At 62.1% G+C, this 12,757-nt stretch carries 14 protein-coding genes and 1 pseudogene; 3 read left to right on the top strand and 12 right to left on the bottom strand.

Annotated features, from left to right (window positions below; all coding sequences use genetic code 11):
- Nucleotides 1-239: 239 nt before the first annotated feature.
- Nucleotides 240-755 carry a GrpB family protein gene (locus AC1DKD_RS31565; RefSeq protein WP_441635316.1) on the top strand — a complete coding sequence of 172 codons (516 nt, stop codon included), beginning with the start codon at nucleotides 240-242 and terminating at the stop codon, nucleotides 753-755.
- A 131-nt stretch (nucleotides 756-886) separates the two neighbouring features.
- Here AC1DKD_RS31565 and AC1DKD_RS31560 read toward each other — a convergent pair whose 3' ends face one another.
- The 7 genes from AC1DKD_RS31560 to AC1DKD_RS31530 form a co-directional block, all read right to left on the bottom strand.
- A complete protein-coding gene (locus AC1DKD_RS31560) occupies nucleotides 887-1,342 on the bottom strand; it encodes a hypothetical protein (protein WP_045242856.1) in 456 nt (151 codons plus the stop codon).
- Between the two features lie 109 nt (nucleotides 1,343-1,451).
- Entirely contained in the window at nucleotides 1,452-1,889 is a 438-nt protein-coding gene (locus AC1DKD_RS31555; protein WP_441635314.1) for a hypothetical protein, read from the bottom strand.
- A gap of 18 nt (nucleotides 1,890-1,907) precedes the next feature.
- Entirely contained in the window at nucleotides 1,908-2,048 is a 141-nt protein-coding gene (locus tag AC1DKD_RS31550) for a hypothetical protein (RefSeq protein ID WP_441635312.1), read from the bottom strand.
- Between the two features lie 197 nt (nucleotides 2,049-2,245).
- Complete coding sequence (locus AC1DKD_RS31545) at nucleotides 2,246-2,425, bottom strand: hypothetical protein (protein ID WP_441635310.1); 180 nt, start codon at nucleotides 2,423-2,425, stop codon at nucleotides 2,246-2,248.
- Nucleotides 2,426-2,569: 144 nt separating this feature from the next.
- Nucleotides 2,570-2,938, bottom strand: coding sequence for a CREC-EF hand family protein (locus AC1DKD_RS31540; protein WP_441635308.1), 369 nt, complete (start codon nucleotides 2,936-2,938; stop codon nucleotides 2,570-2,572).
- A 544-nt stretch (nucleotides 2,939-3,482) separates the two neighbouring features.
- Nucleotides 3,483-4,541, bottom strand: coding sequence for a beta-keto acid cleavage family enzyme (locus AC1DKD_RS31535; protein WP_045242863.1), 1,059 nt, complete (start codon nucleotides 4,539-4,541; stop codon nucleotides 3,483-3,485).
- Nucleotides 4,538-4,786: a 3-keto-5-aminohexanoate cleavage protein gene (locus AC1DKD_RS31530; protein WP_441635305.1), complete on the bottom strand. Its 249-nt coding sequence runs from the start codon at nucleotides 4,784-4,786 to the stop codon at nucleotides 4,538-4,540. The genes AC1DKD_RS31535 and AC1DKD_RS31530 overlap by 4 nt, the downstream gene beginning before the upstream one ends.
- A 442-nt stretch (nucleotides 4,787-5,228) precedes the next feature.
- Between AC1DKD_RS31530 and AC1DKD_RS31525 the strand changes: the two are divergent.
- Nucleotides 5,229-5,529 (top strand): annotated as a pseudogene (locus AC1DKD_RS31525) (DDE-type integrase/transposase/recombinase); the annotation flags it as partial.
- 151 nt (nucleotides 5,530-5,680) lie between these two features.
- Here AC1DKD_RS31525 and AC1DKD_RS31520 read toward each other — a convergent pair.
- From AC1DKD_RS31520 to AC1DKD_RS31505, 4 genes are all read right to left on the bottom strand, one after another.
- Nucleotides 5,681-6,682 carry a Bug family tripartite tricarboxylate transporter substrate binding protein gene (locus tag AC1DKD_RS31520; RefSeq protein WP_441635303.1) on the bottom strand — a complete coding sequence of 334 codons (1,002 nt, stop codon included), beginning with the start codon at nucleotides 6,680-6,682 and terminating at the stop codon, nucleotides 5,681-5,683.
- A gap of 96 nt (nucleotides 6,683-6,778) precedes the next feature.
- A complete protein-coding gene (locus AC1DKD_RS31515) occupies nucleotides 6,779-7,945 on the bottom strand; it encodes an acyl-CoA dehydrogenase family protein (protein ID WP_441635301.1) in 1,167 nt (388 codons plus the stop codon).
- Between the two features lie 31 nt (nucleotides 7,946-7,976).
- Nucleotides 7,977-9,185 carry a CaiB/BaiF CoA transferase family protein gene (locus AC1DKD_RS31510; protein ID WP_441635299.1) on the bottom strand — a complete coding sequence of 403 codons (1,209 nt, stop codon included), beginning with the start codon at nucleotides 9,183-9,185 and terminating at the stop codon, nucleotides 7,977-7,979.
- A 9-nt stretch (nucleotides 9,186-9,194) separates the two neighbouring features.
- Nucleotides 9,195-9,971 carry an enoyl-CoA hydratase/isomerase family protein gene (locus AC1DKD_RS31505; protein ID WP_441635297.1) on the bottom strand — a complete coding sequence of 259 codons (777 nt, stop codon included), beginning with the start codon at nucleotides 9,969-9,971 and terminating at the stop codon, nucleotides 9,195-9,197.
- A 133-nt stretch (nucleotides 9,972-10,104) separates the two neighbouring features.
- On the opposite strand from AC1DKD_RS31505, the gene AC1DKD_RS31500 reads away from it, so the two are divergent.
- Nucleotides 10,105-10,971, top strand: a complete 867-nt coding sequence (locus AC1DKD_RS31500) for an IclR family transcriptional regulator (RefSeq protein ID WP_441635295.1) — start codon at nucleotides 10,105-10,107, stop codon at nucleotides 10,969-10,971.
- Nucleotides 10,972-11,107: 136 nt separating this feature from the next.
- Here AC1DKD_RS31500 and AC1DKD_RS31495 read toward each other — a convergent pair whose 3' ends face one another.
- Nucleotides 11,108-12,199 carry a branched-chain amino acid aminotransferase gene (locus AC1DKD_RS31495; protein ID WP_441635293.1) on the bottom strand — a complete coding sequence of 364 codons (1,092 nt, stop codon included), beginning with the start codon at nucleotides 12,197-12,199 and terminating at the stop codon, nucleotides 11,108-11,110.
- Nucleotides 12,200-12,757 lie beyond the last annotated feature (558 nt).

Raw genomic sequence — 12,757 nt, 5'->3', positions numbered from 1 at the left:
GCCCCACCCTGTGCTGGCTTCTCCCCTTCCGGCCAGCTTGACCGCGTTACGGCTAAACCACAAAAAGCACGACCGCACTGACATTTCAGTTTAGCCAGCCGACTGACATCTAAAAACAGCCTAGACAAAACCTGTGTAGAGGCCAAATCAGAATGTCCGCTTCCAGCAGCGGTTGCAGAAGCAGCCACGGCCACTCAACGGAACGGACAATTCCAGTTTTTCTGGAAGAATGAGGCAAAATGGCGCTTACCAGTAAAATTTCCCACTATGACAGCAGATGGCCTGCCCTTTTCGCCAGCGAGAAAGAGCGCGTAGCGAAAGTCTTTGGTGTTGAATTTGTCGATATCTATCACGTCGGGAGCACGGCTGTTCCCGGACTTGCAGCCAAGCCAGAAATCGACCTCTTGGTTGAGGTGTCAGAGCATCGGGACGAGGCAGCGCGAGACAGTTTCATGTATGTAYTGGGTTACGTTCGGGGAAGTGATCTTTCATCAGGGCACCACTTCTATCGTCGCGATGTTGATGGGGTGCGAACCCACAAGGTGCATGTATGTGTCAGTGGCCACTGGCAGATTGAGCGAATGCTCCGTTTTGGCGATCTTCTTAGGAGCGATCCCGGTATACGACAGCAGTATCAGGATTTGAAATTTCAGCTCGAATCAAATAACCGTGGAGGCATCGGTGAGTATCTTGCGCAGAAGGCCCCCTTCATCGATGCTTTGTTGGTGCCGCATCGGAGCTTAGCGAAGGAGTAAACGTCAGGATTCTGCCGCCGCCGCTCACCCTCACCTTCAGTCAAGCGGCAACGACAAAACAGATCGGGGTCTGTATCCACAATCGATGACCCGAATTCTTGTGCTAGCCCCGCGCCGTCGCCGCCATAGCACTACAGGAAATCGATTTGCACCAGCGTGTGGCAGTAGTCGTAGGTGGCCGCACCATGCGTGCCATCTGTCGGCCCTCCGAAGCCAGGCGTTAGCCGTAGGTCCCTGAGTACCTGGACCGTAAGCCCGAGCGTCATGTGTGGACGCCAACCGTTCGCGGGTTTCGCAACACGAAGGATGTAATAGCCTTTACAGGCCTCGACCGAAAAGGCATCGGCTCCCGGCGGTGCAGAGACTTGATCGACCTGGACAATATCGAATTGGCCCGTACCGGTGATTTCGGTGTGCTCAACGTTCCGGAACGCTCCGAGGTCGACCGCCCGAAAGCTTTTGATCCCAAGGCCCGACACACCCAGTCCCCGCACGTCAGTTACGGAAACCTTGAGGTAAATCGCTTGCTCCATGGCGCCAGCCTGGAGGCCATACTTGTCCAGAACCGCTTCGACGCGACTCACCATGACGCCCTCCTTTCCCTTCCAGTGCGGCCTCTAAAGTCCACTACTAGCAGATTCCCGCGACATTTCAAGGACATTGCGGATGCCGTAAACTCGTTGCTGACTTCGGCAGTCAGCCAAAGCAGCCCAGGTAGTACTGCTGGGCACGCAGCGCGTCGACACCCTTGCGGTAGCGATCGGCGCGGCTCCAGTACTCAGTCTCGTTCATTGCGCGTTCAGTCGCGCGCACCCGGTAGTCGAGAATCAGGCACTGGTTCAGAAAGAGGTTCTGGGTCCGCAAGTTCCATTCCTCGTCCCGCGCCCGTTGCGCCCTGACCTGCTCCGCTGTCTGCGCGCGGATACTCAAGTAGGCCTGATTTTCCCGAAGGGTTTTCGTAGCGTTGGGCACCGTGAGCAGGTGGCCCTGCATGGTGCCGGTGACATTCATGTAGCCGGCCGGGCAGGACGCCGACGTGTAGAGGACTTCGCCTCCACTCCGGCATTTGGTGACGCCCTGCGCCAGGCCGCTGGCGGCCAGCAGCGCCATCATCACGGCAAGTTGTCTGGACATGGCAGTGACCTCGTCAAATCACGATGGAATCAATGTAGTCCAGATCAGCGCCGATGCCAGCCGCTCGCGCAGCGCCTTGTTTTGTACAAGGTGGCGGCTCTTCAACCATGCCGCCTGCCACTGGTCGCAACCGTTGCTTCGGCCACCCGGCAATGCCATTTACCTTCCATTTGTTTCAAAAAGCGCACAAAACGCTAGGCAGGCTACGACTAAAGCATAAAGACAGCACCTGGCAATGCCGTGCGAAGCTCTGCTCTTGGCCCACGCCCTGGCGGGGGCCCATGCGCTGCTGGATTATCTGGAGCGGTTTGCGCGCCGGGTCATCGACAAATGAGCGGTGCGGGGTTCTGTCGCGATCAGAGCGCGAGGCAGCCAGGAACCGAATCGCGCAGTTGATGCTGCCAGGGAATAAAATTGCTGCGCTGCGGGCGCAGCATCCCATCGATGCACTGCGTTTGCCCCTTGGCAACCATATGCGTGATTTCAATGCTGCCCGGGAGGATGCTCGCGCCGCGAAAGGCTTCAAACCCGAGCATCGGTCTGGTAATTCGCCCCGCCGGGACGGCCAACATGCGTCACTACGATTCAACGCACTGAACGCCCGAACCCGCTCGAAGATTGAAGTGTAGGACGCGCCATTCCGAATCCTGGGCGACTTCGGGCGTTAAGGCAGAGGGGGCTCAGTTCCAAATGGGATTTTCCTTCTGCATCTGTTCCTTGGTCTTTGCCTCCCAATAAGCACCGATCTGACGCTCTGTTATGTAACCCCGCTTCCTGGCATCGATCTGGTCAAAGCGCTTGTAAACCTCCGGCATACCCGCCTTGGCTTCTTCCCGGCTTAGCTTGCCGTCATGGTTGACGTCGGCCGCCTTGAAACGCTCGGCAATAATGGCCTTGGCTTCCGCTGTGGTCGGCGGCGCATTTGGAATCTGGGTTGATTCTGCTCCTTGTTGGGCTTTCGATTCTTGTGTCTGCTGGGCGCTCGCACCCGTAAAGACGAGCGCCATCACAACTGTTAAACCAACTGCAGGCAATTTACGCATGATCATTTCCCTCTCCTCCAGCATTTGTGGTTTCGCATTGCATTCTCCTGAAAAAAACCTGGGAAAATGAAAATCGCCCGCAAGCCAATGCTCAAAGGGATTCTAGGCACACAAGGCCCGCTTACCAAAACCTTTGTGTAACGTGCAGCCGGCAATGGGAGGGCTTCAAGACCAGACCGTCAATTTGGGCGGGCTACGCCTTGGCCGGTAGTAGCTCTCACCATCTTGCGCAGGCATTTAAACCCTCGAGCAATCCTTGCAGTAGGCACGCAGCTCGGTCGCGAGAACAGACTGACCGTCGTTTCCCGACGGCCGCAATCGACGCATGAAGATTGCCGGAATTGGCCTCTTCAGGTCCCAGTCGACCCCGGTCATGAGCCCTGATTCAGTCTGGTTGTGCGTGACCGTAAGTACATCATTAGCCGCAATTCACTATTGTGTTCGGTGCGTGACGCTGTCACGCCCCCCCCTGACATCGATTGCGCCAGCCTCAAAAACATGCCGCCGAGGCAGCACAGAGAGCATACGATGTCAATTCCCCCCAAAGGCTTTAGGTCGGCTTGCGCAGGAATCCCTGGTTGCCACCGTTACGATTGGGCGCGAAGCCATTGGCCTGAAGCGTCTCTTCCGCCGTGTCGTAGAAGACCCCAATCTGCATGATCTCTCGTGCCTGTTTCGCTGTCGCTATGGGGCGACCAAATTCGCCGGCGATACGCACCAATTGCTTGATTTGCTCGACGGAGGTGCTCTTTCCCGTGCGGGTCTGGTTCCAGAGTACATCCTCGATGCCGCACCGCACATGCAGGCCCAAAGCCATGCCGATCATATTCACGGGCAGCACATTTAGCACCGAACTTTCCACCGTGATCACTGCTCCGTCGGGCGCAGCACGCAGAAAGTTGGCCAGGTTGTAAATGTTCGCTTGATCCATGCCGCCGCTGATAGCCACCCAGTTCATCACCAGTGGCCCCTTGTAGACGCCGCGGCGAATCATCCGCTCAATCGTTTCAAAGCTGTTGATGTTGTAGCACTGAAACTCACTTTGGATTCCGGCGGCTGTCAGGCGTCGGATGTGCTCCTCGACCCAACTGGGGTTCGAGGGCACGATCATGTCCTTGTAGGTTGCATAGAGGTGCGGGAATCCCCGCGAAACCCCCTTGAAGTCATCCAGACCAGCATGCTCAGTCACATTCATCTGCGTAGTGTTGACGGTCACCGTCACCTGGTCGGGCTTCGGATCGAGTTCGGCCAGCATATGCCGCGTGTCGTCGGAGAGCCATTTGGCCGCAGAGCCATCGTCCTCGGGTGCAAAGCTGATCGAGCCACCCACCTGGATGACCATCTCGGGTACGGCCTTGCGCACCCCGGCGATCAGCTCATTGAACATGGACAGGCGCTTGCTGCCCTTGCCATCGGGTTCGCGCACATGCAGATGCAGCACGGTGGCACCGGCTTCATAGCAATCCACCGCCTTCTGGATCTGCTCCTCCATGGTGACAGGGATATCTTCCGGGAAGTCTGAGGGAATCCAGCCCGGCGCATAGGGAGCGGCTGTGATGATCAGAGGCTGCTGGTTCTCGGGATACAGGTGGCCGTCAAGGAAGTTCATGATGATGGATATCCAGGTTGAAATGTGAATATTGAGAATGTCGAACTAGATGAGAGAGCTTTAGAACCCCATTTGCAGCGCCGTCTTCGGCACGGCGGTGCGCAGGCGATCCAGCATTCGTTGAACATGAACACGCGCCTGGAGCCCTTGCCGTCGGCTTCGCGCACCTGCATGTGCAAAACGATGGCGCCCGCGTTGTAGCAGTCCGCTGCCCTTTGCACCTGAGCGGCCATCGTCACCGGCACATCGTCCGGATCTCCGGGCAGCCATTGCGGTCCGTAGGTCGCGGTCTGAATGATCAGTGGCTGTGATCTTCAGGTCGCAAAGAGTCGTCGATGGAGTGCATGCAAGTCTCCTTAAAGCGGTTGATGTCCAAGTGTCAGCGACTACGAGTGAATCATCCGGCCTCGCGCCACTTCCCGCTTTACTTTGGATGCCTCGAACTAAGCTTTTCATGACAACAACGCGCCCCTGTCCGTTGAGCCACCGTCAAGACACATACGTCCGTCAACCTGGAAGACGACGTACGCGAGCAAAATGGAAGGGAGCCACCTTCCCTCCCCGACACGCGGTGTCCGACGTACTCTGCGCGCAAGCTTGTCTGCATGATGCTAGTGCACGGCGTCAGGCTTCGTTTTGACACCGGTCTTGCCATTGGAGTGCAAGCCCGTCATGAGCGCAGTCTGAATAAAGAACCGGCGCGACAAGACCGAAGCCAAACGCTTCTTCATCCGAGTGCTTCGCTCCTGCCGCGTGCCGCGAAAATCGTCACTGACCAATTGCGCAGTTACCCGGCCACGAAGGCCGACATCCCGGAACTAGCCAATGTCAAACACGTGTTCGTCAAAACCGCTGCTCGCTTGAACAATCGGGCCGAGAACAGCCACCAGCCCACACGTGAACTCGAGCGTCGGATGCGAGGGTCTCGCGATCGCAAGCGCACCCAGGCGTTGCTTCGAGCTTCGGCCCGATCCGGCAGCAGCTTGCCTAACTGCACGCCGGCGTCATGGATGGAGTCGCCCCGCGCGGCCACGCCGGCCAGCCTTTCGTTGAGCGCACTCGGCCGGGATTTCTCCTGCCTCGGCCCTGGCCCCGCGCATAGGGCATCGGCGCGCGTTGCTCGCGCGCGTGTTCCAGTTTTACAGCAGCTCGATCTTCGCGATTGCCGCCAGCCGCTTCCAGCGCGCTATCTCGTCCTTCTGGTAGTCGCGCAGTTCTGCCGGCGTGGACAGTATCAGCGAGGTGGACTGGCGCTGGTAATACTCTTTGACATCGTCGGCAGCACCGGCCTTGGCGAACAGTTCGCCAAGGCGTTGTGCGATGGGTGCAGGGGTCTTGGCGGACACCGCCGCCGCCACCCAGTTATAGGCCAGGAAATCCGGCACGCCGGCTTCGGGCGCGCTCGGCACCCCAGGCAGCAGTGGTGAGCGTTGGGGCGCGGTGTAGGCCAGTGCGCGCACCTTGCCGCCCTTGACCAGTTCGATCGCGCCGCTGGCGTCCACCACGGCGAAGTCCACGTTGGCGGCCATCACGCCGTTGATCGCGTCGCCCGCGCCCTTGTAGGGGACGCCCGTGGTCTTCATGCGGCTTTGCTCATTCAACCATTCGCTGTACAGCGTGTATGACACCGAGCCAGTACCGTAGTTAAGTGCACCGGGGCGCTTGCGCGCATCTTCCACCAGCGCGTTGAGCGTGTGGTAAGGAGAACTGGCGGGCACGATGATCAGGCATGGCCCCCGCGACAGCAGCGTGATGGGCTGGAAATCGGTCAGCGGATCGTAAGGCAGCTTGCGGAAGGTAGCGGCGTTGGTGGATAGCGTGGAGTTGCTGCCGATAAACACCGTGTATCCGTCCGCCGGCGCGCTGAGCACCGTCTGCACACCAATAAAGCCGTTGCCGCCCGGCTTGTTCTCCACCACGACGCCCTGCCCCGTCAGCTCGCCGATCTTCTTGGCGAACATGCGGGCGGTCATGTCGGTACCGCTGCCGGACGGAAACGGCACGATAAAGCGGATCGGCCGGTTGGGAAATGCCTGCGGCTGCGCCAACGCGGCGAACGGTACGCCCGCCAGGCTCGCTGCGACAGCGGTGCCGGTCAGGATAGCGAAGCTACGCCGGGAACAGTTCACGGTTCGGGTCATATTGTCTCCTTGGTCTTCCGCCCGGCAGTGGGTTCCGCCAGTGCGGGTGCGTCAGTGGTTCGGTGATTCCGTGAGGTGAGTGGTCTTTGCGACGGACTAACGTTTGAGGCCGAGCAGATCTCGCGCGATGACCCATCGGTGTACTTCGGACGGCCCTTCGTAGATGCGCATCAGCCGCGTCTCATTGGCCATCTGCTGCAGCGGCATTTCCTTGGTCATGCCCATCGCCCCGAAGGCCTGCATGGCGTGGTCGATCACGTCCCAGGCCATCTCCGTGGCGAACACCTTGATCATGGAGACCTGGGTGCGCGCTTCCTCGCCGGCGTCGATGCGCGCCGCGGCCTCATAGGTCATCAGGCGGCAGGCGTGGATGCGGGTAGCGGCATCGGCCACCCACCACTGGATGGCCTGCCTGTCCGCGAGCGCGGCGCCGAAGGTGCGGCGCTGCGGCGCGTACTCGCACAGCATGTCGAGCGCACGCTGGGCGCGGCCGATGCACCAGGCCGCCATCTGCACGCGCCGGCTGGACAGCCGCGCCTGCATCGGCGCAAAGCCCTGTCCTTCTGCACCGAGAAGCTGCGTGTGCGCAACACGGCAGTCCTCCAGCACCACCTCGTAGGTGGAGGCGCCGCCGATCATGGGGATGCGCCGTTCCACCTTGAAGCCGGGCGTGCCGCGGTCGACCAGGAACGCGGAGATGCCCTCGCGCGCGCCGCGCGCCTTGTCGGTCACCGCCATCACGATGGTCCAGTCGGCGCGAGCGGCCCGGCTGATCCAGATCTTGCGGCCGTTGAGCACCCAGTCGTCGCCGTCGCGTTCGGCGCGGGTGGTCATCATGGCCGGGTCGCCGCCGGCACCTGGCTCGGAAATGGCAATCGCCGAGACGGTTTCGCCGCGCGCGTACGGTTCCAGGTAGCGCGCACGCTGAGCGGCGTCGGCAGTCTTGAGCAGCATGCGCAGATTCGGCGAATCGGGCGGCAGGTCGTAAGGCGTGATGGTCTTTCCCAGCTCCTCGTTGACGCCGACCATGGCCACCACCGGCAGGTCGGCGCCGCCCATCTCAGCCGGCGCGTCCAGGCCCCACAAGCCCAGTTCGTGCGACAGTCCGTCCAGCTTGTCCTGCTCCTGCGGCAGCAGCGTGAGCTGGCCGCCCTCTGCCTCGCGGGCCAGTACACCCGCTTCGAGCGGGATCAACTGCTCGCGCACAAAGCGCGCCACCAGATCCTTGAGCATCTGGTGCTCTTCTTCCAGTGCGAAGTTCATGCAATGCCTCCTTTATGGTTCGCGTGCCGCGTCAGCCGGCATTCAGGTCGCCCGTTACCTGGGCTATGTCTTCAGGGGCTAGCCCGGCTTCGCGCAATACCTCATCGGTGTGCTCGCCTAGCGTGGGCGCGTGGCGGCGCAGCGACAGCGGCGTGGCGGAGAAGCGCGCCGTGGGCCGCATCTCGCGTAACGGGCCCTCGGTGGGATGCTCCGTCTGCTGGAACAGCCCGACCGCTTCCAGGTGCGGATGCGCCAGCAATTCGTCCGGCGTGTAGATCGGGGTGGCTGGGATATCCAGCGTTTCGAAAAGCGTCATCCACTCTGCCGTCGTGCGGGCCGGCGTGATTTCCGTGAGCTGCTGGTACAGCGCGCGGATATGGGCGTTGCGCTGCGCGCGGCTGGCTATGTTGTATTTATCGGCCAAGTCGTCGCGGCCCACTGCGTGGAAAAAGGCTTTCCAGTGGCGGTCCGTGTACGGCAGCACGCAAATCCATCCGTCCGCAGTCTGCGCCGGCCGCCTTCCGCCTCCCAGCAGGCGCGCATAGCCGGCTTCGCCGGTGGCGGGCTCGAAAGTCAACCCCGCCAGGTGCTCGGCCATCACGAAGCTGGCCATGGTTTCCAGCATCGGTACCTCCACCGCTTGCCCGCTACCGTGGCGCTCGCGGTGCAGCAGCGCGGCCATCACCGCGTTGGCCAGCGCCATCCCGGTGGTCTTGTCGGCAATCAGGCTGGGCACGTACTCGGGCCGGTTGCCAGCGGCGGAGCCCAGCGACACCAGCCCGCAAGCGGCCTGGATGATGTCGTCGAAGGCCGGTTTGTTGCGGTGCGGGCCGTCCTGGCCGAAGCCGGTGGCCACGCAGTAGACGATGCGCGGGTTCAACGCCGCCACTGCAACATAGCCGAAGCCCAGCCGCTCGATGGCGGCCACTCGCATATTGTGGATCAGCACGTCGGCGCCGGCGATCAGGCGGCGCAGCGCCGCCGCGCCCGCGGGCGTCTTTAGGTCCAGCACCACCGAGCGCTTGTTGCGGTTGAGCGCCAAGTAGATTGAACTCATGCCGGCGTTGCGCGAGACGCCATTGGCGCGCATGAGGTCACCTTCCGGTCCTTCGATCTTGATGACGTCCGCGCCCAGGTCGGCCAGAGATTGCGTGGCCAGCGGGCCCAGCACCACCGACGTCAGGTCGAGTATGCGAATGCCCTCGAGCGGACCGGCGCAGACGGAATTCTGCTGTTGCATACGGACCCCTCAGCGGCGCTGGAAGACTGGCACGCGGCGCTCGGCCATTGCCGCCACGCCTTCGCGAAAATCCGCGGTGGCGAACTGCACACGCTGGATGGCAAGCTCACGCTGGTTAGCCTCCACAATGCGGTCGGCCAGGCCCAGGCGCAGCGTTTCGCGCGTGCTTTCGACGGCCAGCGGCGCCGAGGCCGCTATGTCGTGCGCGAGCGCCAGTGCGCGGGTAAGCACCTCGGCCTGCGCCACGAGTTCGTCGGCCAGACCGATGCGCATCGCTTCTTCGCCGTCGACACGCCTGCCCGTGTACAACAGCAGTGCGGCCTGCTGCTCGCCGATCAAGCGCGGTAGCGTCACGCTCATGCCAAAGCCGGGATGGAAGCCGAGCCGGTTGAAGCTGGCGCTGAAGCGTGCTTCGCGGCATGTGACGCGGAAATCCGCCACCAGCGCCAGGCCCAGCCCCGCTCCGATCGCCGCACCCTCCACCGCCGCCACAATGGGCTTGCGGTTACGGTACAGCTTCATGGCCTGTGCGTAGAAGGCCGATGGATCGCGCGAGACGCTGCCCTGGTCCGCACCGCTGAAATCGGCCCCGGCACAGAAGGCGCCCACGCCGGATGACAGCACCACGGCGCGGCAGCTGTCGTCCTCGTCGAGTTGGAGCAGCGCTTCGGCCAGCTGGCGCATGACATCGGCGTCGACAAAGTTATGGGGCGGGCGGGAGATCTCGATTTGCGCTACATGCTGGTCGCGTCTCAGGACAATTTCGGGGGTGGATGCCGAGGTCATGGCGAAAGGCTCCGGAAGGTGAGAAGGCACCCAGTATTCGCCGATGCGCGTTGCCGCGCTACACTACAATTTCGGAATTCGAAATTAAATTGCGGCACACCGAAGCTGGACTGGCGGGGCTGCCGACAACCACATGCCCGATACTCTCTCCCAGCCGGATTCCCGACCCAAATCGCCTTCGACCCGTGCGCTCACGCACAGTACTGGCCGCTTCACGCGCCAGACCGAAGGCAGCCAGTCGCTCGAACGTGGCCTGATGTTGCTGCGCGCGTTCCGCGTCGGCTCTTCCAGCCTGACCAATGCGGAGCTGGCTGCGCGCACCGGACTGCCGCGCCCCACCGTCAGCCGCCTCACACACTCGCTGGTGGACAGCGGCTTCCTGCGCTACGACTCCACCGAGCGCGCCTACCGGCTGGCGGCGGTGGTGGTAAGCCTGGCAGACGCCTTCCACCACGCCACCACGGTGCCCGATATCGCGCTGCCGCTGATGCGCAAGATTGCCGAGGCGGAAAAAGTCAATGTCGGCCTGGCCGTGCCCGACCAGACCACCATGGTCTACCTGGCCGCAGTGCGCCACAGCCGCGACAGCGTATCGCGCACCCGGCGCGTGGCGCCCGGCACGCGGATTCCAATGGAACTGACCTCGATCGGCATGGCATGGCTGGCCGCGGCGCCGGCCGGCGTGCGTGACCATTGCCTCGCGCGGATCGCGGAAAAGGCCGGCGACGAATGGCCGGCCTTGCACAAGGAACTGTCGCGCGGCATTGCCCAGGCCCAGGCGCAAGGCTATTGCACCGCCAACTACCAGCCGGGTCACCTGACCGCCGTGGGCGCGGCGTTCCGCGGGCCGGACCACCAATGGTACGGACTCAATATCAGCTTCCCGCACAAGCCCAGCGACAAGCCGCGCGATGTGGCGCGCTATGCGCCGCTGCTGCTCGGTCTGATCGAGAAGATCAGCGTGTCATGCGGGGTGGAGGACGGCGTGGAGTCCGCATGACGGCCGGCGGCTAGCGCGGGGCCGGCATGGCGCAGCGAGGTGCGAATCCGAACTGCGCGATGGTTTCCGGTTTGGCCTGCAGTTTGCCAAGCGGCAGATCGGGCGAGCCCGAACATAAGCGTCCCGCAAGGCACCCTTACAAACCGACGTGATGGACCCACCCGGCAGGGCCAGCGGCCTGGTTGCGCTGAATCTCCACCAGCCGCTCCCTTAGCACCTTGACGGTGTTGCCGGCCGTGCCGTTCCCGATCGCAAAGCGTGTCCGCGAAGACCGCACTTCGCCAATGGCCACCAGCGTCGCCGCCGTTCCGCAAACAAAGGCCTCGGCCAGGCGTCCGCTTTGGGCATCCGCCTCCCACTCGGGGTATGAATACCGGCGCTCTTCCACCGTCATGCCCATCTCCCTGGCCAGTTCGATCACCGAAGCCCGGGTGATGCCTGGAAGAATCGAGCCGCTAAGGGGYGGCGTGACCAGGGTGCCGTCGTCCATCACGAAGAAGATGTTCATGCCACCGAGTTCCTCCACCCAGCGGTGCTCGGCGGCATCCAGGAAGACCACCTGGTCGCATCCGTTCGCAGTGGCCTCGCTCTGCGCGACCAGGCTGCCGGCATAGTTGCCGCCGCACTTTGCCTCGCCGGTACCGCCGGGCGCGGCGCGCGTGTAGTTCTCGGAGACCCAGACGGAGACGGCCTTGTCGCCGCCCTTGAAGTACGGGCCCACAGGGCAGGCGATCACGCAGAAAATGAATTCGGAGGCGGGCTTGATGCCGAGGAACACCTCGTTCGCAAACATGAAGGGACGCAGGTAGAGGCTGCCCGAGCCGTGCGGCACCCAGTCCTGGTCGACCCGCACCAACTGCTCGATCGCTTCCAGGAAGAGGGATTCGGGCAACGCCGGCATGGCCATGCGCTTGGCCGACGCCTGGAAGCGGCGCGCATTCTCGAGCGGGCGGAACAGCGTTACTGCGCCATCCGCGCCGCGAAAGGCCTTCATGCCCTCGAAGATCTCCTGGCCATAGTGGAGCACCGAGCACGCCGGATCGATCGAGAACGGCTTGCGTGCGGTGACCTTGGCGTCCTGCCAACCCTGTCCTTCACGCCAGGTGATCGTCACCATATGGTCGGTAAAGACGCGGCCGAACGCGGGGTCGCGCATCAGTGCATCCCGGGTGGCCGCGTCGAGCGCGTTCGGGTTGGGTTCGAGGCTGAAAGTGGTTTGTTGCGTCATGAGCGCGAGTCTTCCTTCGCTGGCGTTGGGGATTGGCAGCAGGACGAACACTCCTGTCTGCCGCCGGCATGGCACGTGGCTTTGCGTGAAATCCGGGGCATCAATGATCGCATGCTGGCGCCCAGCTTGTCTTCAATGTCATTGCAAGCCCCCATCGCCAGGCACTCTGCGCCATCGCRGCACAGCTTGCTGAACTTTTCCGCAAGGATGCACTGCTGGTCGTAGGCGTGTTCTCCGGCAGGCCGGGCGCCTGTGTCCGTCGTCGCCAGCCTGGGGTATCGCTCGGTCTTTCGCTCGAAGATAGGGGTGAAGGCTTCGAAAGATGGCGTTGACGGGGTAATCGTACTTTCCGTGCAACATCTGGCGGTGAGGCAAGAATTACCCTTATAAATCAAAGTATTAATAAAGCATCAAGTTCACCAGATTGCATCCTTTCGATGCAAAATCTGGCGCCAGCCTTGCCAGCAAACGCAGCCCTAGAGCCCTCGAACAATGCAGAAAGGCGCGCCGCATGTTTGTGTGCGAACGATAGGTGCCGACCTCGCTCCTCTACAACGT

It is taken from the genome of Cupriavidus sp. 05T313, from assembly GCF_056396665.1.
Note: the sequence above shows the minus strand (reverse complement) of the source record. Positions and strands in the feature narration are given on the sequence as shown.

Bases quoted from the DNA above. Each gene is read 5' to 3' on its own strand.
- AC1DKD_RS31560 (WP_045242856.1), bottom strand. From the start codon at position 1,342: ATGGTGAGTCGCGTCGAAGCGGTTCTGGACAAGTATGGCCTCCAGGCT.
- AC1DKD_RS31555 (WP_441635314.1), bottom strand. From the start codon at position 1,889: ATGTCCAGACAACTTGCCGTGATGATGGCGCTGCTGGCCGCCAGCGGC.
- AC1DKD_RS31550 (WP_441635312.1), bottom strand. From the start codon at position 2,048: ATGGCATTGCCGGGTGGCCGAAGCAACGGTTGCGACCAGTGGCAGGCG.
- AC1DKD_RS31545 (WP_441635310.1), bottom strand. From the start codon at position 2,425: ATGCTCGGGTTTGAAGCCTTTCGCGGCGCGAGCATCCTCCCGGGCAGC.
- AC1DKD_RS31540 (WP_441635308.1), bottom strand. From the start codon at position 2,938: ATGATCATGCGTAAATTGCCTGCAGTTGGTTTAACAGTTGTGATGGCG.
- AC1DKD_RS31535 (WP_045242863.1), bottom strand. From the start codon at position 4,541: ATGAACTTCCTTGACGGCCACCTGTATCCCGAGAACCAGCAGCCTCTG.
- AC1DKD_RS31520 (WP_441635303.1), bottom strand. From the start codon at position 6,682: ATGACCCGAACCGTGAACTGTTCCCGGCGTAGCTTCGCTATCCTGACC.
- AC1DKD_RS31515 (WP_441635301.1), bottom strand. From the start codon at position 7,945: ATGAACTTCGCACTGGAAGAAGAGCACCAGATGCTCAAGGATCTGGTG.
- AC1DKD_RS31510 (WP_441635299.1), bottom strand. From the start codon at position 9,185: ATGCAACAGCAGAATTCCGTCTGCGCCGGTCCGCTCGAGGGCATTCGC.
- AC1DKD_RS31505 (WP_441635297.1), bottom strand. From the start codon at position 9,971: ATGACCTCGGCATCCACCCCCGAAATTGTCCTGAGACGCGACCAGCAT.
- AC1DKD_RS31500 (WP_441635295.1), top strand. From the start codon at position 10,105: ATGCCCGATACTCTCTCCCAGCCGGATTCCCGACCCAAATCGCCTTCG.